This is a genomic window from Paraburkholderia aromaticivorans (assembly GCF_002278075.1).
In the GTDB taxonomy this organism is placed as follows: Bacteria; Pseudomonadota; Gammaproteobacteria; order Burkholderiales; family Burkholderiaceae; genus Paraburkholderia; species Paraburkholderia aromaticivorans.
This window is the reverse complement of sequence record NZ_CP022989.1, coordinates 3,627,112-3,644,345: the sequence shown is the minus strand read 5'-3', so window position 1 is coordinate 3,644,345 and position 17,234 is coordinate 3,627,112. Positions and strand designations below refer to the sequence as shown.

Genomic DNA, 17,234 nt, shown 5'->3' with positions numbered 1-17,234 from the left:
GGCAAGCCTTCAATGTTGTTTTCGACGTCTCGAACCGTTTTGCGCGCCGCCTTGAAGAGGCGTAATGCAGGCGAGATGCACTTGGTTGCGGGGGTAGGATTTGAACCTACGACCTTCGGGTTATGAGCCCGACGAGCTGCCAGACTGCTCCACCCCGCGTCCGTCGAAGAAAAGATTATAGAAGAAGTTGGATGCCGATGCAATAGCTATTTAAGAAGCGGCTTCAATCCACGCGTCGCGCAGCGGCGGCGGTCTCTTCGAGGTCGCCGCACGTATGGCCCGCGTCGCATGCCGGAAGGCCTGCGCAAGGTGCTGCGCTAGAATTCAGGTTCTGCTCGCGGCGGCGCCCTGCAGGTACGGCGGCGCACGCTTTAACTCTGACCTTGCTCCGGACCCCATGGATATCGCTCACGATCTGCAGGTGATTGCCGCCCAGGAACACGCGCTGGTGTTCCCCCAATTCGATGCCGACCGCGCGTGGCAAGTCGGCGCCTACCTGCACGAGGTCGCCAAGGCGCGCGGCATTCCCGCCGCGATCGACGTGCGCACGTTCGGTCAGCCACTGTTCTTCAGTCTGCTCGGCGGCGCGACGCCTGACAACGTCGACTGGGCGCGCCGCAAGGGCAACACGGTCGCGCATTTCCGCCGCAGCTCCTACGCGATCGGTCTGAAGATGCAGCAGGCCGGCGGCACGCTCGCCGACAAGCACGGCTTGCCCGCCACGGAATACGCGTCGCACGGCGGCGCGTTCCCGCTGACGGTGGCGGGCGCCGGCGTGATCGGATCGATCACCGTTTCGGGGCTGCCGCAGCGCGCCGATCACGAACTGGTAGTGGAAGCGCTGTGCGCGCACCTCGGTCACGACTACAGCAAGCTCGCGCTTGCAAAGGTCTGACGCGATGCGCCTGCCTGCATACGCATTGCTGGGCATCGCCATCGTGGCCGAAGTGATCGCGACCTCCGCGATGCGCGCGTCGGAGGGCTTCTCGCGGCTCGTGCCGTCAGTGGTGGTCGTGCTCGGCTATGGCGTGGCGTTCTATTGCCTGTCGCTGACGCTCAAGAGCGTTCCGGTCGGCGTCGTCTATGCGGTGTGGTCGGGCGCCGGCATCGTGCTGATCACGCTGGTCGCGGTGGTGTTGTACCGGCAGGTGCCGGACGTGCCGGCCATTATCGGCCTAGGGCTGATAATGGCCGGCGTGACGGTGCTGAACATGTTTTCGAAGATGCAGGCGCACTGAGCCATCGCACCGGCACAGGTGCCGCGGGCGCTTCGCGGGCGCTTATTTGCAGCGCACGATCATCGAACGGTTCTTGACGTTGGCCGAGACGACGTTCGTGACGCTGCCGCCCGCCGTGCCGCCTTCGTCATTGTCTTTCGACACGATGTCGTAACCCGTCGCGCCGCATGCCTTGCCGGCCTGCACGTAGCACGAGGCCCAGCTGGAAGCGGCGTCGGCGCCGCTGCAATTCACCGCAAAGCCGGTTTGCCCATTCGGCAGATTGATCAGCGACGTGGTGTTCGACGATGCGCAGCCGGCGAGACCCGCGCCCAACAGCATGGCGGCGGGCAGGGCGGCCGCGAGCGACGTCCGGCGCGCGAGAGCCAACGCAGCACGGGTTCGAAGGCGGTTGAAGCGGCCGGCGCGGCGCAGTTGCGTCATGAAATGCATCGTGATGTTTCCTTTCAGATTGATAGTCGGGCTGGCCATGTGGGCGGGAGGCGCCCGTTCATCGAGGGCAGGCTCAGGGCGTTTCGATCGTAATGCCGGCCGCGCTGACCAGCCGCCGGCTTTCGCCGCCTGTTTCCGTGGCCGCGTCTTCCCAGATGCTGATGGCTTTCGGAATGTCGATGCCGTGGCTTTCGGCGTAGGCGAACCATGTGTTTGCCGCATCCGGCTCGGGCAGTTCGTGATTCTGCAGAAAATATTTTCCCATATTGCGCTCGCTGAACTGGAAAAGGCGTCGACGCGGCAGCACGGATCGTGCCGGCCATCCTGTTCGACCGGCGCGAGCGGCACAAGTGCGATCGGTGCGTCGCGGGCGGGCTTTCACAGAACTAATCGTTTCACAAGGCGCCTTACATACTGGTTGGCCGCGGCGGCGCCGCTCGCGCGGCAAGGGCCACGCCAGCCAGGCTCGACACGGAGGCCAACCACGCGGCCAGCGTAACGGATACAGGCCGCGCGGCATCCGCCCATGAATTGCAACGAGGAGAACGAATATGGCTGAACGGGTCAGCGGCCCTTATCGCGGTTATTACATCAGCGCCGCCGCGCGCCTCGTGCCGGCGGCCGACACGGCGGGCACGGGCGCCCGCGGCGCGAGCGGGACTTATGTCGGCTCGGTGAGTCTCGCTGAACACGGTCCGGACGATCCTCATCGCATGGAAACCCTGCTCGAACTCGGCGACGGGCAGCGCTTCGGCAGCGAAGAGGACGCGCTTGTCTTCGTCGAGCAGGCGGCGCGCGATTATGTCGACCGCCTGCTGGGAGGCAGTTGATGGCGGTGCGTGAAGGAAAGAAAAAGGACGCCGGGCTCTCCGGCCAAACCGCTGAAGAAAGCGCCGCAGCAGGCTGGACCGCGGTCCAGCCGCGCGAGTACCATATCGACGGTGTCCGGGGCCGGCCGGTTCTCGCCGGCGCCGGTTTCATGCTGGAACTTTCTGATGAGGCGACCATGGAAATTCGGTTTCCCGCGGACGCGCCTGCTTACCGCGACTCCAATCTGACCGTTGTCTTTCCCGCGCTGGTGGACGGCGAGCCGGTGCCGTGCGCGATCTCGGTCGAAGCGCTCGAAGATCACTTCGGTGCGTACTCCGAAGACCTGGAAGGCTGGATGCGCGCGTTCGACGCTGGACGTCCGCGCATCGAAGCGGTGGCGCGCGAGCACTTGCAGATCAGCAACGGCACGCCCGTACTGCTGAAAAGCGGCCACTTTCCGCCGGGCAACGTGGCCGGCTGAATGCGCCGACGTGCATTCGATTGCAATCGAATGCCGCTGATTGTTGCCTCGTGCCGCGGGTTGTTGCCGATGCGGCCGATGCAGCCAAACGGCCAAACGGCGGCGCGGGCCGAGGCGAACCATCGCGTGCTAGCTTGAAAGCCCCCTCGCTGGCTAGTAACTGTCTGCGCAAGCGCCACTCCCAACGTCCTCGACGACACTCGCCGTCCTCATTCATTCACGCCGCGTTCGCAGCAGTGGGGTTTGCCCTCGCGCTCGCGGCTGCCGCCGCGCGAGCGGCTTCGAAAGCGTGGCGGATACCTTCTGCGTAAGACGTCCTCTCGATCGGGCCGATCAGTGCCGTCAACGCCGAGTCGTCCAGCACGACCGGCTCGGTCATCAGGTAGTTCATCTCCACCAGTTCCCGCATCAACGGATTGAACAGGCCGAGCACACGCAGCAGCGTCTTGCCGGCCACCATCAGCTTCGGCTCCCGGCCCGCGAGCGCATAGGCCTCGCGCGCGACTTCGCGCTGCGTGATGGTGCCGGCGCCGGCAAGGTGCCACCAGCGCCCATACGCTTGCGGCGTGCGCGTCAGCTTTTCGACCACGGGCCCGGCATCCGGCAGATAGATGAATTCGTGCGGTACATCCACGGGGCCGATTAGCTGCGCGCGCTTGCCGTGCGCCGCGCCTTCGAATACGCCGTTCAGCAGACTGCGCTCGATACCCGGCCCGTAGAAATCGGGCAGCCGCAGCACGAGGGTGGAGAGGCCGTCCCGTCCGTGCGCGGCCAGTACCAGATTTTCCTGCGCGAGCCGCATCCGGCCTTTGAACGTGTGCGGTTCACGCGGATGACTTTCGCTGACCGGATTGCCCCGCGCGCGGCCGTACGGATACACCGTGCCGATCAGAATGAAACGTTCGACGCCTGCCGCCGTCACGCCGGCGAGGGTTCGCTCCATGAGCGGCGGATGCGCGGCGAACTGGTCGTAGGGCACGCCGACCAGGTAGACCACAGTCTGCAGACCCTGCGCCGCCGCCCGGATCGAGGCAGGGTCGTCCGGATTCCACGTGACGATCTCCGCATGCGGATCCCGGCCGAACGCGGCTTCGAGCGCTTCGCGCGAGCGTCCGACCACGCGGTAATCGCGGCCCGCGGCGGCGAGGGCCGCCGCAATGACCTGACCGGCCGCGCCCGCGGCTCCGAATAAACCCACCTTGCCTGTGGCTTGCATAACGACTCCTCGAAGCGGCGCCGCATCGCGACCGCATGAATAAATTGATGTGTGAAAATTTAGTGAACACCGTTCAGTGAACAGTGTTCAGTTTAATTTGACTTTTCAGTTTGTCAACCCGAGAATGTTCGTCATGGGAATCGCTGAACGAAAGAACCGCCAGAAACAGGCACTGCGCGAACGCATCCTCGATGCGTCCCGCCGCATCGTGATGCGCGAAGGCTTTGCCGCGTTGTCCATGCGCAAGATAGCCGACGCGATCGAATATTCACCCGCCACGCTCTACCTTCACTTTGCAAGCCGTGACGAGATCGCGCAGGCGCTGTGCGCGGAGGGCTATGCGCAGTTGCTGGAGACGTTCGTGCCGCTTGCGGGCATTGCCGATCCCGCCGAGCGACTCAAGGCGCTCGGGCGGGCGTATGTGGCGTTCGGGGTTGCGCATCCGGAAACCTACCGGCTGATCTTCATGGAAGATCCGAGCTATACCGGCGCGGCACTGGGCGGCGCGGCAAAGGGGGCGCTCAAGGGTGAGGCGGCGCTCGCCGCGGAGGCCGGGATCACGGAGGCAGAGGCGGCGAGCCGTGACGCGGCCGCAGCCGAAGACGACCCCGGCGCGGCCGCGTTGCACATCATGATTTCCGCGCTCGAACAACTCAAAGCGTCGGGCGGCCTGCCGGCGTCGACGGATGTGGCGGTGTGGGCCGAGGCCTTCTGGGCGACCCTGCACGGTATCGTTGCATTGAACCTCACGTGTCCCGTGTTCCCGACCACATCGCTCGATACCGTCGTGGCCGTCGCGCTGGATGCCTGGCTGGGTGCGCCGCAGGCAACGCGCGACTCCACGCAACACGCCACGCAACACGCCACGCAACACGCCACGCAACACGCCACGCAACACGCCGCGCAACACGCCGCGCAGGCGCGGAGCGCCGCGGCGAGCGTCGGCACGCGCAAGAAGAAATCTCCCGGCGCGAGCGCCGAGGCGGCGGCGCAGCCGGACGGCGAACCTGCCGCCCAGCCGTCGCGCAGGCAACCGGCGCGAGCAGCAACGGCCAGTCTCGCCGCGCCCGCTCCCAAGCGCAAAGCGGCGGGCACGTGATACCGTTCAATTCCACCTCATCTCGCGCCGCCACGCTTAGCTCTCCATGTCCATTTCCGCCTCGCCCGCCGTCAGCGACGAAGTCGCGACTTACGTAGCCAATCGCATCGGTTTCATCGAGCTGGAACGGCCGAAAGCGCTCAACGCGCTGTCGACCGGCATGATTCGCGCGATGCACGCGGCGCTCGACCAGTGGCGCGAAAATCCCGATGTGCTCGCCGTCGTGGTGCGCAGCCAGCACCCGCGCGCGTTCTGCGCGGGCGGCGACGTCCGCTTTCTGTATGAGACGGCGCAACGCGGCGAACACGACGCGCGCGACACGTTTTTCATCGAGGAATACCGGCTCGATCACGCGATCTTCACCTACCCGAAGCCGTATATCGCGTTGATGAACGGCGTCGTGATGGGCGGCGGCATGGGCATTTCGCAGGGCGCGCATCGCACCGGCGGCCTGCGCGTCGTCACCAACTCGACCCGCATGGCCATGCCCGAAACCCGCATCGGGCTCTTTCCCGATGTCGGCGCGAGCTGGTTTCTGGCCCGCACGCCTGGCGCGATCGGGCGCTATCTGGCGGTGACCGGCGAGACGCTCGACGCGGCCGACGCGCTCTACGCGGGTTTGGCCGACACCTACATCGAGGACGCGGCACTGCCCGCGCTGGTCGATACCCTGCGCAGCGAACTGTTCGAACGAGGCGCGGACGTGGTCGCGTGCATCGAACGCGAGGCGCTTGCGCACCAGGTCGTGCCGCGGCCCGAGGCGTCGTCGCTGGCGAGGGCGCGTGCGTTGATCGACCGCCACTTCGCGTTGCCGGATATCGCGCGCATTCTGGCCTCGCTCGAAAGCGAGCGCGACGGCGGCGGCGAGGCCGCCGATTGGGCCGAACAGACGATCGCGATCTTGCGCGAACGTTCGCCGCTGTCGATGGCGGTGTCGCTGGAAGTGGTGACGCGCGCGGAGGGTTCGATGGCGGAGGTGTTGCGCGGCGATCTCGATCTCACGCGCTCGAGCTTTCTGCACGGCGACACGATCGAAGGCATTCGCGCGCGCATCATCGACAAGGACAACGCGCCGCGCTGGCGCTTTGCGCGCATTGAAGACGTGAGCGCCGTGGAGGTGGAGAAGATGTTCGAGAGTCCGTGGCCGGCTAACGAACACCCGTTGCGGGATTTGCGCGGTTAGACCCCAGGCGTGAGGCGGCGGGAAGCCGTGCCGGCCTCGCGGGTGGCATGGCGGCCAGGCGGTGCGTCGAACGACATGCGGCCGGCTTTGGCGGGCCGCGCATTCCTCACACCTGTCCGGCGTTATTCTTCATCCTCGCTTGCCATGAATGCGCGCATGAATACCAGCGCGCCCCAGCCCCACATGGCATTCGCCGCGAAACCCACGGCGAGGCGCGGCAGCATGTTGCCGCTCGGCCAGATGCCGCGCAACGGGTCGACCACGAACACGCTCGCCGCCGTCAACGCGATACCGCCGAACACGAAGGCCGGCACCCACGGCGCATGCCGATGCGGCGCGACGCGCAGCAGCCACGCCATCAGCACGGCCCAGAACGCGCTCCAGATCGCATTGGCGATGAATTCAGGCAGCCCGAGCGGTAGGAACGGCGCGGTCGAAAAACCGGTCGGTTCGATCATCCCGGCTGCGTGCAGGAGCGCCAGCGTCGATTCGTGGAAAAACAGGGAAGCCAGAAAACCGGCGACGAACGGCAGGATGAGTTTTTGCATGCATTGCACCGCCAGGGTACAGGCGGCGGGGTTTCGCGTGGCCTGCACCGGATTATTGGAAACGTGCGCCATTATATAGAGCGCCCCCCGAGCTGTCGCTTCGCGGCAGGCGTCGCAAGACCGTGATCGCCGATCCGCAATGGGGCCTTTCCGGGGCGGGGGACTTGCTGCAGGGCGGAGAAACCAGCGGCGGCGCGAGATTTGCTCGACAGTGGCTCAACGGCGCCCCGCGCTTTCCCCAGCCACGACGCGCGATATCCGTATGCTTTAGCGTCGGGCTAATCACGAAAGTGGAAAACCTAAGCTAAAAAAAATCGTTCAAAAGCCGTGGCCCGATCCATAGACTGTTTCACCATACAGACGGCGTTTGACGCCGTCGCCGTTTAATCGAGCGCATGACGCGCACGTTTGGTCGAGGGAAGCCGTTGCGATGTCCTGCCTGATGCCAATCTTTACCTGCCACATGGCGCGCGCGCGCCGGCGGGTCCGCTGCTGCCGCTAGCCAGCGCCGATACCGCGTCTTTTCCGCCTCCTTGCGATGCACCGTCCGGCTGTGTGCCGGAGGGATGCGCGCGGCCGCGTGTGCGTCGGCGCTCGACGCATCGTTTCCATTCAATCCCGTTTCGAACATGCAGGAGCAGCAAATGAATGTGTTCTGGTTCATTCCGACTCACGGCGACAGCCGCTATCTCGGTACGTCCCAAGGCGCACGCGCAGCCGATTACGACTACTTCCAGCAGATCGCCGTGGCCGCCGATACGCTTGGCTATGAGGGCGTGCTGCTGCCGACGGGCCGCTCGTGCGAGGACGCATGGGTCGTCGCGTCGAGCCTGATCGCCGCGACCAAACGGCTGAAGTTTCTGGTGGCGATTCGCCCGGGCATTTCGTCGCCGGGTCTGGCGGCCAGGATGGCGGCGACCTTCGACCGTCTGTCGAACGGGCGTCTGCTGATCAATGTCGTGACCGGTGGCGATGCGGCGGAACTGGAAGGCGACGGCGTGTTCGTCGACCACGACACGCGCTACGAAATCACCGACGAATTCCTGCACATCTGGCGCAAGCTGTTGAGCGCCGCGCATACCAACGACGCGATCGACTTCGAGGGCAAGCATCTGAGCTCGAAGGGCGGCAAGGCGTTGTATCCGCCCGTGCAGCACCCGCATCCGCCGCTGTGGTTCGGCGGCTCGTCGCCTGCCGCGCACGAGATGGCGGGCGAGCATATCGACACCTATCTGACGTGGGGCGAGCCGCCCGCCGCGGTCGCGAAGAAGATCGCCGACATTCGCGCGCGCGCCGCGGCGCATGGCCGCCAGATCAAGTTCGGCATTCGTCTGCACGTGATCGTGCGCGAGACGGAAGAAGAAGCGTGGGCCGCCGCCGACAAGCTGATCAGCAAGCTCGACGACGAAACCGTCGCCCGCGCTCAGGCCTCGTTCTCGAAGATGGATTCTGAAGGGCAGCGCCGCATGGCGGCGCTGCACGGCGGCAAGCGCGGTGGCCGCGCGGAGCTCGAGGTCTATCCGAACCTGTGGGCGGGCGTGGGCCTCGTGCGCGGCGGCGCGGGCACGGCGCTAGTCGGCAATCCGGAGCAGGTGGCGGCGCGCATGAAGGAGTACGCGGACCTCGGCATCGACACCTTCATTCTGTCGGGCTATCCGCATCTGGAAGAGTCGTATCGCTTCGCCGAACTCGTGTTTCCGCTGCTGCCGAACCGGTTGAACAAGGTCTCGAACGGGCCGCTGTCGGGTCCGTTCGGCGAGATCGTCGGCAACAACTATCTGCCGAAGGCGGCAAGTTCGAGTTGAGCGCGCAAGCTGCGAACGGCAGGCGCGATCACCGATAAGCAATGAGGAATGCAAGCATGGCTCAATCCACTGTCAGTACGGATCGGGACGAAGGCGCCGGAGCCGGCGCGGGTTTCAACACGTTGCGCCGGATCGGCGCGCATCTTGCGCCGTGGCTCGCGCCGCTCGCGATTGTGCTGGCGTGGGAATTCGCCGCGAGGAGCGGCGTGCTGTCCACGCGCGTGCTGCCCGAACCGCTCGCGGTCGTGAAGGCCGCCTGGTCGCTGATCCAGTCCGGTGAAATGTGGGCGGACGTGAAGGTCAGCACGTGGCGCGCAGTGTCGGGCTTTGCGATCGGCGGCGGCATCGGCCTCGTGCTCGGCCTTGCCACGGGGCTGTTCAAACCGGCCGAGGTCGCGCTCGATTCGACCGTGCAGATGATCCGCAACATCCCGGCGCTGGCGATGATTCCGCTCGTGATTCTGTGGTTCGGCATCGAGGAGGAAGCGAAGGTGTTTCTCGTCGCGCTGGGCGTGTTCTTCCCGATCTATGTGAACACCTTCCACGGCATCCGTTCGGTCGACGCCAATCTGATCGAAATGGCGCGCAGTTACGGCGTGAAGGGTTTCGCGCTATACCGCCATGTGATTCTGCCGGGCGCGTTGCCGTCGATTCTGGTCGGCGTGCGTTTCGCGTTCGGGCTGATGTGGGTCACGCTGATCGTCGCCGAAACCATTTCCGCGCAATCGGGCATCGGCTACATGACGATGAACGCGCGTGAATTCCTGCAAACCGATGTGGTGGTGGTCGGCATTCTGCTCTATGCGGCGCTCGGCAAACTCGCCGACGTGCTGGCCAAGAGCCTCGAGCGCGTCTCGCTGCGCTGGCACCCGGCCTATCAGCGAGGAGCCAAACCATGAACGCAACGACCTTGTCGGCCTCGTTCGGCGGGATTGCCGGCAGCGACCTCGAAGCCGAACTCGCGCAAGCGCGCACCGTCGATCATGACGCGCATGAAGCCGCGGACTTCGAGCATGCCGATGCGGCGCATCATCGGGCTCGCGTCGCCGCGCGCGGCGACGTGCAACGGCCGGCCGGCGCGCTCGCGCGCGACGACGGGCGCCGCGCGGCGGATTATTCGGTGGAGCTGCACGGCGTCGGCAAGCGGTATGGCGAACGCGTGGTGCTGGCCGATTTCGATCTGTCGATCGAGCGCGGCAGTTTCGTGGCTATCGTCGGCCGCAGCGGCTGCGGGAAATCCACCTTGCTGCGGCTCGTCGCCGGCCTGGAAAAGACCACCTCGGGCGTGCTCGACAAGCGCAGCGAAGACGGCAGCCCGCTCGACACCCGCATCATGTTTCAGGACGCGCGTCTGCTGCCCTGGAAGAGCGTGCTGCAAAACGTGATGCTCGGCCTTGGCCGCAGCGCGCGTGAGGACGCGCGCGCGGTGCTCGCCGAAGTCGGCTTGCTGGAGCGCGCCAACGACTGGCCCGCGCAGCTTTCCGGCGGTCAGCGTCAGCGCGTGGCGCTGGCGCGGGCGCTCGTGCATCGGCCGCAGCTGCTGCTGCTCGACGAACCGCTCGGCGCGCTCGACGCGTTGACGCGCATCGAAATGCACGAGTTGATCGAGCGGCTGTGGCGCGAACATCGATTTACCGCGCTGCTGGTCACGCACGACGTGCATGAAGCCGTGGCGCTCGGCGACCGGATTCTGCTGATCGAAGAAGGGCGCATCGCGCTCGATCAGCCGGTGCCGCTGGCGCGTCCGCGGGCGCGCGCGTCGGCCGGTTTCGCCGCGCTCGAAGAGCATGTGTTGCAACGGGTATTGAAGACGGCGCCGAATGACGACGCGCTGTCCGATCGTGCGTACGACGCACGTGAAGAAGGCCGCGCGAGGCGGCCGACAGACGTCCGCTGGGCCGTCTGACATTCCTTGACTGACTGTTCTCAATCGCTTCTCTGGAGCCACTCGATATGAGCATTTCCGCAATCAACGTACGCAACCAGTTCAAAGGCAAGGTCAAGGAAATCATCCGCGGACCGGTGGTGTCCGAAGTCGACGTGGATACGCCGTTCGGTATCGTCACCTCGGTGATCACCACGCGCTCCGTCGACGAACTCGACCTGAAGGTCGGCTCGGAAGTGGTGGCGCTGGTGAAGTCGACGGAGGTGTCGATCGCGCGCCTGTGAAGCCCGCGCTACTTCGCATTCGCGCCGCTGGCGGGCGGTGCGTGCATCATCCTGTCGTTGGTCGGCGTGCTGGGACGCTTGATCGGCATGTTGTCAGGATTGCTTGAGCCGCTTGGAACGCTTGGGCCCGAGGCGGACTCAGGCGGCCTCGCCATCGACTGGGTGTCGTCTTGCGGCGCGGGTTTTTGCGTGGTTTGTCCGGATGGTTGCGCGTGTCCCGGCTTCGCCGTCTGCGCGAATGTCGCCGTTGCGTTAGCGCCGGCTATCGCCAGCGCGACGCCCGCTGTCAGTACTGCCCATCTGCTTCGCTCCATGGTCGTCCTCCCTCGCGATGCCGCCGGCCGGTTTGGCTGGTCGCCGGTTTAGCCGCCGTCACGCTGGTTGAATCACCTGCGGCACGCAACCCGCGTGCCTCGATGCGGCGCCTGCATTCGTCCCCGAAACTTGCTAGGATGAATTGAGCATGTCGACGGAGACAGCCATGTCGAAGTCCTTGAGTCCCGAAGCGGTTGAAGCCCTGCGGCGTTTGAACGACGTCGGTGTCGGACAGCAGGCGCCGAAGCTGGCGCAGTCCGTTACCGCCGAATTGCTGGCGGGCGGTCTGGTCGCCGAGGCGAGCGGCGGCGAAGTCGAGATCACCTGCAACGGCCGGCAATATCTTTCCGGCGATTGCGATTGATCGTCAGGGCAGGCTCGGCCTGACGCCCAGGCCGAAGGGTTGCGCGGGCCCACTGGGGGCTCGCCGGGTCAGGCTGGCCGTCACATTCGCGGCGATACCCAAGGAGAAGCACATGGAGCCGAAGGGCATCGACATGGGGGACTACCAGGAGCGCTATCAGGACTGCGACATCGAGGTCGCCGTCGAGCAGGTGCTGACGGGCGTCAAAGCGCATTTCCGGGTGTTGCGGGACGACGTGGTGGTGATCGACTGGCGCCTCGTGCATATCGACAGCTTATGGCCCACCGAGCATGCCGCAGCCGAGGCGGCATTCCGCGCGGCGCGTCAAGCGATCGACGCGGGCCTCGCCGTTTAGTCGCGCGAAGGGTTTCGTCGTATTTGGTGGTATCGGCGGTTTGGTCGCTTCGGCCAGAGCCGAGGGACATCACAAGCGCGTTCGATCAGGCAAGGACACGCCGTCATGATTCCTTGGAGCCCACTTTGGATTTTGCGACTGAACCCGCCGAGGGTCCCATAGCGGTGTCGCCGAGCGGCGCGCCGGACGCAATGGGACGGTTCTAGCGCGAGTAAACGCAACTGGGCGCCGGCATCGATACTGCATGCGCGGCGCCCGGTTTACCGGCCGCCCTCGTGAGGCAGCCGGTTCAACGGCAACGGCTTAGTGGCCGAAGAAAACCGATTGCGGGCCCGAAACCGGCTCTTTGGCACCCGATTGCGACGACACGTTGTTCACGCCGCCGTAGGCATTCGATTGAGCGTTCGCGCGTTCAGCCGCGACGGTTTGTGCGTTCTGACCTTGTTGCGAAGCCGGTGCGCCGACCGACGGACGGTAGAACGGTGCCGGGCCGTAGCCGCTAGCAAAAGCAGGAGCGGCGACCGAGGCGGAAACAGCAACGAGCAAAGCGGCGATAAGCTTGGTCTTCATGGTGTGACTCCGAGAATGTTTCGATTTCATTTCAGGAAGGCGTCGCAGGGGCCGGTGAGGTGTGTCTGCAACGTCGATGGAATGCAGTGTATACCCCTACTATCGAGAATTTGTACCGATAAATTGAAATTACTGTTCTTGATTCTGAAATAATCGACGGGAGGTAGGCGGGACAAGCGTCAGCGACGGTCCGACCCCATGGGGCAACGGTTTTACGAGGTGAAAGACCGGGACGCAGCGAGGTTAAGGGCGGTGGAGAACGTGGATGCGGTCCGGATTTCGACCTGGATCCGTTACTTGGGGAGCACTTGATGGACTTGTGGATTCAACCGTGTGCTGCCTGCGCCGACCTTTATGGCCAGCCGGCCGGCCATAGGCCGCACGACGGACTGACGCTGAATCATCGCGGGGCCGGGAAAGACGGGCGAGTGGAGGAGCACTACACGTGTGTGCGCTGCAAGGCGGTGTTCGCCCGCATTCTGGCTGGTGAGCCTCACAAGCAGATCTGGGTGCTGCTGAACGCGAGTCAGCACTGACAGCTGACCGTTTCTGGCGCAGGCGCCGTCTGTTGCGACGGCAGGGTTTTAAAGCGGTAACCGTGTCGAGGATGGCGCCGCGCAGCAGGCGCAATCAGAAACCGTGGCGTCGTCGCTGTAAAGTTTTCGGTGCGGCTGCCGAAAACGAAAGCATGAAATACTTCTTCGACTACAAACTCGCCGAGCGATATGGCTACGGAATGGCTGTGTATATCGCCGCCGAAATGTCCGATTGGCAGCGCGCCATCGATTTGACGAACGCACGACGTCTGCGCGCCGGACGGCGCCTGATCGAGGACGCGCGAATCGAGGATGTGCTGTCGGCCTTGCGCAACACAGGGCGGCTTTCGACCGAAACGGACGAGGGCGGCGCGAATGTGCCGGACGCGGCTCGTTGACACGCGATTGAGCGGGCTTGAAAGCGGAAAGGCCAAAATCGATCGCAACCTGCCGTTATCGCGCGATCTCAAATGCGCGCGCCAGCGTGCGACCTGCAACATGTGCTTCGACTTCGCGCTCACGAAGCTGCCCGGCTTCATCAACGCGCTCGCCGTGCTGCTTGCCACGATCACCTATTTCAGTGTGAGGCGAAGGTCGCTTCGGCTAACCAGAAAGCTGCGCAAGCGCAGACCACTGCCGGGCAGACCGAAACCCCGTCCAAACTTATAACCGCATCCCGTAACCGAGTTCCAAATAATTTCTATAAAGAAATCGAGCCGGTTCCGAAACTTACACCTGGATCGGTTACCATCCGTCGTCTCTGAAAGCTAGTCCATCCCTCTACCACCGGCTCAATCGGCATGACGCGGCAAAAATTGTCATATTTCCGACATCTATCTTTCGGTATCCTTTGCATTTGGTCGGTGCAATCTTCTGCGGGAAACGAAAATAATCTCGACGCGGTTCGGTCGACGGAAGTCATCAATCAAACGCAGAACGTAGCATTTTGTCATGCGTCGACGATCGCCTACTCGAACGGCCATCTAGTCGCTGCATGGCTGGCCGGCAGCAAAGAAGCGGCGAATGACATTGGTGTGTGGGAGGCGCGCTTCTCCGGGAACCGATGGAGTGCGCCAGTTCGCATTGCAGATGGTCTCCCGCCTGACGGCAAAGCGCTGACAGTCATTAACCCGATTCTTTTTTCTCCGAAGCACGGTCCCTTGATGTTGTTCTATCGCCGAGGGAAATTGCCCGCCGATTGGCATCCCTTCCGCATGACTTCGCTCGACGGCGGCGCGACGTGGTCAACGCCGGATGCTCTTGGGCCGAGTGTTTCGGGGCCCGCGAAAGACAAGCCCGTCGAACTATCAAATGGAATCGTGATAGCAGGAAGCAGCACCGAGTATGACGGATGGAAAATTCACTTCGAGCGTTCCATGGACGGAGGCAATACGTGGGACGCCGTGTACCCGCCGGCCGGGCCACGTCCAGTTCAGGCGATCCAGCCTGCGATCCTTGACCATGGCCACGGGAAGTTGCAGGCGCTCGTCCGCACGAAAAACGGTTTTGTATTCAGCACCAGGTCGAGAGACTACGGAAAGACGTGGAGCGTTCTCGCGCCGTTGGATATTCCTAACTCGAATTCCGGTCTGGACGCAGTGACCTTGACCGACGGGCGCGATCTGATCGTGACGAATCCGCTACCTTACGTCGAAGGTCGTTGGGACCGACACAGGCTGTCTGTCCTTATCTCTGCCGATCATCAGACCTATCGTAACGTGCAGGACCTTGAGAGCGAGCCGAATCAGGAGTTTTCGTACCCCGCGATTATTCAATCCCCAGACGGCCTGGTTCACATCACCTACACATGGAAAAAGATTCACATCAAGCATGTCGTGCTCGATCCGAAACGGATCTATGCGTCCCGTTAAATGTAGAGCCCTGCGACTGGCCATCAATAGCTGATTCCAGTCGCCGCGCATGGCTCGCCAACGGATTTCGCAACTCGAAGCAGCGTCGAAGCAATGAACGACCGCAGGGCCACAGCAACTCGAGGCGCTGTTTGGACACGCAGTCCATGTCGTTTGGCGTATGCCGGAAAGGGGGCAATTCCCAAATGGGAATCGGGCGGGGGAGCAAAAACAAAAACGGCACTGTGTTTTGCACAGTGCCGCTCAGTAAAGCATTGAACCGCTTTGAATTCTTTGGGGTGGCTGATGGGGCTCGAACCCACGACAACAGGAATCACAATCCTGGACTCTACCAACTGAGCTACAGCCACCACTGACATCTGCTTGACTTGCCGTAAAACCTGGCTCGTCGATGAAGAAACGAGATTATACGAACAAGAATCTCGTTTGCCTAGTCCTTTATTCAAAAATTTCGACGGGCTCGCGCAGATGCTGCCTTGCCTCGTCGAAGATGGTCAGATCGCGCGCGGCGAGGCGTTTGCTATCGGACAGTACACGGCGCCATCCACGCGCCCCCGTTTCACCGCGATAAAGCCCGAGCGCGTGGCGCGTGATCGCGCCGAGGTAAGTGCCGCGCGCCATCTCAGCGGCGCAATACTCGATCAGTTTCGCTTCGACCTGCTCGCGTGTCAGCGGCGTCTCTGTCGACCCGTAGAAGCGCGCATCGACATCGGCCAGCACATACGGGTTGTGATAAGCCTCGCGTCCGAGCATCACGCCGTCGACGCGCTGAAGATGTGTTTCCACTTCATCGAGCGTCTTGATGCCGCCGTTGATGATGATCTCCAGATGCGGAAAGTCGCGCTTCAACTGATACGCGTAGTCGTATTTGAGCGGCGGAATCTCGCGATTTTCCTTCGGGCTCAACCCCTTCAGAATCGCGTTGCGCGCATGCACGATGAACACCTCGCAGCCTGCGTCCGCAATCGTGCCGACGAAATCGCGCACGAACGCATATTCCTCGACGGCATCGACGCCGATGCGGTGCTTCACGGTCACCGGCACGGACACCGCGTCGCGCATGGCCTTCACGCAGTCGGCGACGAGTCGCGGCTCGTTCATCAGGCACGCGCCGAATGCGCCGCGTTGCACACGCTCGGACGGGCAGCCGCAGTTCAGATTGATTTCGTCGTAGCCCCATTGCTCGCCCAGTTTTGCCGAGCGGGCGAGGTCGTCAGGTTCGCTGCCGCCGAGCTGCAGGGCGACCGGCGCTTCCGCGGGCGTGAACGCGAGGTGGCGCGGCACGTCGCCGTGCAGCAGCGCGCCGGTCGTCACCATCTCCGTGTAAAGCCACGTATGGCGAGAGATCACGCGATGCAGGGAACGGCAATGACGGTCGGTCCAGTCCATCATGGGTGCAACCGATACGCGGCGCGGACTGGCAATTCGAGCTGAAGACATGGGGCGGCCAAACGGCTTGATTCAAAACACCGATTTTACCGCAACCCGTGAAATCGCCGTCCGGGCGGGGCATGCCGGAGCGCTTCGAGCCGGAGGCCATGCGACTGGCCAACCCGCAACTCACTCGCGGGTCAGGTCAATGCCCATGTCCTCCGCCGTGACCGCCGCTGCTGCCCCACGAACTCCCGCTGCCGCCGTGGTAGCCGCCATAACCACCGCCATGCCAGCCGCCATGTTCGCCGTTTCCGCCATGCCACCCATGACCGCCGTGCCAGTATCCGCCATGGTCGCCATGGTAGTAACAGCAGGAGCCACCCCAGCCGCCGTAAATGCCGACGCTGCCGTAAACCGGCGCATACGGCGGCCCGTAAGCGTAGCCATAGCCAGGGTAATAAGGTTGCGCGTAGCCGTAGTCGTATGCCGGTGCGATCGCGCACCCGGTCAGGCTGGCCGTCACCGCCAACAGCGCCATCGATGCAATGAGCCTGCTCACGATTTTCTCCTTCGGATGAGAGTGAGAAACGGCGCGTGCTCAGGAGTTCAGCAGCATTTGTGTCCGCGCATTACCGCTTGCGCACGCGAGGGCGCGTCCGTGAGACATACATGGCAAACGAAGCCCGCGGCTCAAGGCGCGGCGTCACGCTGCCAGACCTTGCCGGTTCATGCGTTGTAACAGTTAGTTAAATTTTCGCAACGCAACTGTAGGGCGCGCCTGTTAAGTTCCCTTCAGACCATTACCCTCGAACTTCGGCTGCGCCGATTGGCTGGCCGGATGAAGAGCGCCCCCGCTCAATGTCAGGGT

At 63.7% G+C, this 17,234-nt stretch carries 24 protein-coding genes and 2 tRNA genes; 16 read left to right on the top strand and 10 right to left on the bottom strand.

Annotation, left to right across the window (positions count from 1 at the left end; all coding sequences use genetic code 11):
• Positions 1 to 82 precede the first annotated feature (82 nt).
• Positions 83 to 159, bottom strand: a tRNA-Met gene (locus tag CJU94_RS16515).
• A 238-nt stretch (positions 160 to 397) separates the two neighbouring features.
• Here CJU94_RS16515 and CJU94_RS16510 point away from each other — a divergent pair.
• Positions 398 to 895 (top strand): heme-degrading domain-containing protein, encoded by a 498-nt coding sequence (locus tag CJU94_RS16510; protein ID WP_095419602.1) that lies wholly within the window; start codon positions 398 to 400, stop codon positions 893 to 895.
• Positions 896 to 905: 10 nt separating this feature from the next.
• A complete protein-coding gene (locus tag CJU94_RS16505; RefSeq protein ID WP_425272194.1) occupies positions 906 to 1,238 on the top strand; it encodes a DMT family transporter in 333 nt (110 codons plus the stop codon).
• 42 nt (positions 1,239 to 1,280) lie between these two features.
• Here the strand turns inward: CJU94_RS16505 and CJU94_RS16500 are convergent, their stop codons facing one another.
• Together CJU94_RS16500 and CJU94_RS16495 are read right to left on the bottom strand one after the other, a co-directional pair.
• Positions 1,281 to 1,670: a hypothetical protein gene (locus tag CJU94_RS16500; protein ID WP_095420401.1), complete on the bottom strand. Its 390-nt coding sequence runs from the start codon at positions 1,668 to 1,670 to the stop codon at positions 1,281 to 1,283.
• A gap of 73 nt (positions 1,671 to 1,743) precedes the next feature.
• On the bottom strand, positions 1,744 to 1,935 hold the full coding sequence (locus CJU94_RS16495) for a hypothetical protein (protein WP_095419600.1): 192 nt from the start codon (positions 1,933 to 1,935) through the stop codon (positions 1,744 to 1,746).
• 286 nt (positions 1,936 to 2,221) lie between these two features.
• On the opposite strand from CJU94_RS16495, the gene CJU94_RS16490 reads away from it, so the two are divergent.
• Both CJU94_RS16490 and CJU94_RS41795 read left to right on the top strand, forming a co-directional pair.
• Positions 2,222 to 2,500 (top strand): hypothetical protein, encoded by a 279-nt coding sequence (locus tag CJU94_RS16490; protein ID WP_095419599.1) that lies wholly within the window; start codon positions 2,222 to 2,224, stop codon positions 2,498 to 2,500.
• The gene (locus CJU94_RS41795; protein WP_244220851.1) at positions 2,500 to 2,961 is read left to right on the top strand and encodes a DUF1488 family protein; all 462 of its coding nucleotides are present in this window, start codon (positions 2,500 to 2,502) and stop codon (positions 2,959 to 2,961) included. The genes CJU94_RS16490 and CJU94_RS41795 overlap by 1 nt, the downstream gene beginning before the upstream one ends.
• 217 nt (positions 2,962 to 3,178) lie before the next feature.
• On the opposite strand, the gene CJU94_RS16480 is transcribed toward CJU94_RS41795, so the two are convergent.
• Positions 3,179 to 4,177, bottom strand: coding sequence for an NAD-dependent epimerase/dehydratase family protein (locus CJU94_RS16480; protein ID WP_095419598.1), 999 nt, complete (start codon positions 4,175 to 4,177; stop codon positions 3,179 to 3,181).
• A gap of 133 nt (positions 4,178 to 4,310) precedes the next feature.
• Here CJU94_RS16480 and CJU94_RS16475 point away from each other — a divergent pair, with 133 nt between their 5' ends.
• A complete protein-coding gene (locus CJU94_RS16475; RefSeq protein WP_095420400.1) occupies positions 4,311 to 5,276 on the top strand; it encodes a TetR/AcrR family transcriptional regulator in 966 nt (321 codons plus the stop codon).
• 46 nt (positions 5,277 to 5,322) lie between these two features.
• Entirely contained in the window at positions 5,323 to 6,459 is a 1,137-nt protein-coding gene (locus tag CJU94_RS16470; protein WP_095419597.1) for an enoyl-CoA hydratase/isomerase family protein, read from the top strand.
• A 122-nt stretch (positions 6,460 to 6,581) separates the two neighbouring features.
• Here the strand turns inward: CJU94_RS16470 and CJU94_RS16465 are convergent, their stop codons facing one another.
• Positions 6,582 to 7,007, bottom strand: a complete 426-nt coding sequence (locus CJU94_RS16465; RefSeq protein WP_095419596.1) for a hypothetical protein — start codon at positions 7,005 to 7,007, stop codon at positions 6,582 to 6,584.
• Positions 7,008 to 7,651: 644 nt separating this feature from the next.
• Between CJU94_RS16465 and ssuD the strand changes: the two genes are divergently transcribed.
• From ssuD to CJU94_RS16445, 4 genes are read left to right on the top strand one after another with little or no spacing between them, the layout of a single operon-like run.
• Entirely contained in the window at positions 7,652 to 8,812 is a 1,161-nt protein-coding gene (gene ssuD, locus CJU94_RS16460; RefSeq protein WP_095420399.1) for an FMNH2-dependent alkanesulfonate monooxygenase, read from the top strand.
• 56 nt (positions 8,813 to 8,868) lie between these two features.
• A complete protein-coding gene (ssuC, locus tag CJU94_RS16455; RefSeq protein WP_095419595.1) occupies positions 8,869 to 9,711 on the top strand; it encodes an aliphatic sulfonate ABC transporter permease SsuC in 843 nt (280 codons plus the stop codon).
• Complete coding sequence (locus CJU94_RS16450) at positions 9,708 to 10,718, top strand: ATP-binding cassette domain-containing protein (protein WP_095419594.1); 1,011 nt, start codon at positions 9,708 to 9,710, stop codon at positions 10,716 to 10,718. Before ssuC ends, CJU94_RS16450 begins: the two co-directional genes overlap by 4 nt.
• A gap of 47 nt (positions 10,719 to 10,765) precedes the next feature.
• Positions 10,766 to 10,981 (top strand): TOBE domain-containing protein, encoded by a 216-nt coding sequence (locus tag CJU94_RS16445; protein WP_011488137.1) that lies wholly within the window; start codon positions 10,766 to 10,768, stop codon positions 10,979 to 10,981.
• 8 nt (positions 10,982 to 10,989) lie between these two features.
• Here CJU94_RS16445 and CJU94_RS16440 read toward each other — a convergent pair whose 3' ends face one another.
• Entirely contained in the window at positions 10,990 to 11,295 is a 306-nt protein-coding gene (locus CJU94_RS16440) for a hypothetical protein (protein ID WP_095419593.1), read from the bottom strand.
• 167 nt (positions 11,296 to 11,462) lie between these two features.
• On the opposite strand from CJU94_RS16440, the gene CJU94_RS16435 reads away from it, so the two are divergent.
• Together CJU94_RS16435 and CJU94_RS16430 are read left to right on the top strand one after the other, a co-directional pair.
• A complete protein-coding gene (locus CJU94_RS16435) occupies positions 11,463 to 11,660 on the top strand; it encodes a hypothetical protein (protein ID WP_095419592.1) in 198 nt (65 codons plus the stop codon).
• 112 nt (positions 11,661 to 11,772) lie between these two features.
• Complete coding sequence (locus CJU94_RS16430) at positions 11,773 to 12,015, top strand: hypothetical protein (protein WP_095419591.1); 243 nt, start codon at positions 11,773 to 11,775, stop codon at positions 12,013 to 12,015.
• A 303-nt stretch (positions 12,016 to 12,318) separates the two neighbouring features.
• Here CJU94_RS16430 and CJU94_RS16425 read toward each other — a convergent pair whose 3' ends face one another.
• Positions 12,319 to 12,585, bottom strand: coding sequence for a hypothetical protein (locus tag CJU94_RS16425; RefSeq protein WP_095419590.1), 267 nt, complete (start codon positions 12,583 to 12,585; stop codon positions 12,319 to 12,321).
• Positions 12,586 to 12,896: 311 nt separating this feature from the next.
• Here CJU94_RS16425 and CJU94_RS16420 point away from each other — a divergent pair, with 311 nt between their 5' ends.
• From CJU94_RS16420 to CJU94_RS16405, 4 genes are all read left to right on the top strand, one after another.
• Positions 12,897 to 13,121 (top strand): hypothetical protein, encoded by a 225-nt coding sequence (locus CJU94_RS16420; RefSeq protein WP_095419589.1) that lies wholly within the window; start codon positions 12,897 to 12,899, stop codon positions 13,119 to 13,121.
• A 71-nt stretch (positions 13,122 to 13,192) separates the two neighbouring features.
• The gene (locus CJU94_RS16415) at positions 13,193 to 13,519 is read left to right on the top strand and encodes a hypothetical protein (protein ID WP_244220850.1); all 327 of its coding nucleotides are present in this window, start codon (positions 13,193 to 13,195) and stop codon (positions 13,517 to 13,519) included.
• 7 nt (positions 13,520 to 13,526) lie between these two features.
• Positions 13,527 to 13,790, top strand: coding sequence for a hypothetical protein (locus CJU94_RS16410; RefSeq protein WP_157763757.1), 264 nt, complete (start codon positions 13,527 to 13,529; stop codon positions 13,788 to 13,790).
• Positions 13,791 to 13,921: 131 nt separating this feature from the next.
• Complete coding sequence (locus CJU94_RS16405; RefSeq protein WP_095419587.1) at positions 13,922 to 14,992, top strand: sialidase family protein; 1,071 nt, start codon at positions 13,922 to 13,924, stop codon at positions 14,990 to 14,992.
• Between the two features lie 274 nt (positions 14,993 to 15,266).
• Here CJU94_RS16405 and CJU94_RS16400 read toward each other — a convergent pair.
• The 3 genes from CJU94_RS16400 to CJU94_RS16390 form a co-directional block, all read right to left on the bottom strand.
• A tRNA-His gene (locus CJU94_RS16400) sits at positions 15,267 to 15,342 on the bottom strand.
• Positions 15,343 to 15,430: 88 nt separating this feature from the next.
• Positions 15,431 to 16,432 carry a tRNA dihydrouridine(20/20a) synthase DusA gene (gene dusA / locus CJU94_RS16395; RefSeq protein WP_095419586.1) on the bottom strand — a complete coding sequence of 334 codons (1,002 nt, stop codon included), beginning with the start codon at positions 16,430 to 16,432 and terminating at the stop codon, positions 15,431 to 15,433.
• Between the two features lie 136 nt (positions 16,433 to 16,568).
• Positions 16,569 to 16,925: a hypothetical protein gene (locus CJU94_RS16390; RefSeq protein ID WP_095419585.1), complete on the bottom strand. Its 357-nt coding sequence runs from the start codon at positions 16,923 to 16,925 to the stop codon at positions 16,569 to 16,571.
• Positions 16,926 to 17,234: the final 309 nt, after the last annotated feature.